The following is an 838-nucleotide window of genomic DNA, read 5'->3' on the forward strand; positions in this document are numbered from 1 at the left end:
TAAAAAATGACAAGAAACCTGCACTATCTCCAGCCTCATCTGGAATTCTTCTAAAAGACACTTCTGGAATTGTTTTCAACGCATCTTTTAATACTTTTTTATTTTTACGTTGTGTTGCTACAAATCCATCCAATCTTCTTACTTGTGCCAACCCAACAGCTGCATTCAATTCAGAAATTCTAAAATTGTATCCTAAAAAAGGGTGTGATTCTGCACCTCTATCATTCCCCACATGGTCGTGTCCATGATCTGTATAATGATCTGCATTCACGGCAAGGTTTGGGTCATTTGTGACCATTGCTCCACCTTCTCCACAGGTAATTGTTTTTACATAATCAAAAGAAAAACAACCTGCATCTCCAATGGTTCCTAGTTTTTTTCCTTTATAGGAAGCACCAATTGCCTGACATGCATCTTCTAACAAAATTAAATTATGTCTGTCACAGATGTCTTTTAAGGCATCTAAATCGGCCATAGAACCACACATATGAACTGGCATTACAACCTTTGTGTTTGGTGTTATTGCCGCTTCAACAGCTTTAGGATCTAAGGTTAAAGTATCATCAATTTCAACTAAAATAGGGGTTGCACCGGCTGCTAAAATAGATTCGAAACTTGCAACAAAAGTAAATGTTGGCATAATCACCTCATCTCCTGCTCCCACACCTAATACCGCCAAGGCTACATTTAATGCAGTGGTACCACTACTTGTTAGCTGTGCATGCTTTACACCTAAATTATCTTGTAATTCTTGTTCTAATTCTTTTGCTTTCCAATGTCCGTTTCTAGCACCATCAAATCCATAACGCATTAAAACGCCGCTTTCTAAAACGTCATT

1 protein-coding gene is annotated in these 838 nt (G+C 37.8%); it reads right to left on the reverse strand.

Annotation, left to right across the window (positions count from 1 at the left end; translation table 11 throughout):
* Positions 1-838 (reverse strand): DegT/DnrJ/EryC1/StrS aminotransferase family protein (locus A9Q93_RS10590; RefSeq protein ID WP_303687371.1); only part of this gene is annotated, 838 nt, incomplete at both ends.

Source organism: Nonlabens dokdonensis (genome assembly GCF_002162835.1).
GTDB lineage: Bacteria > Bacteroidota > Bacteroidia > Flavobacteriales > Flavobacteriaceae > Nonlabens > Nonlabens dokdonensis_B.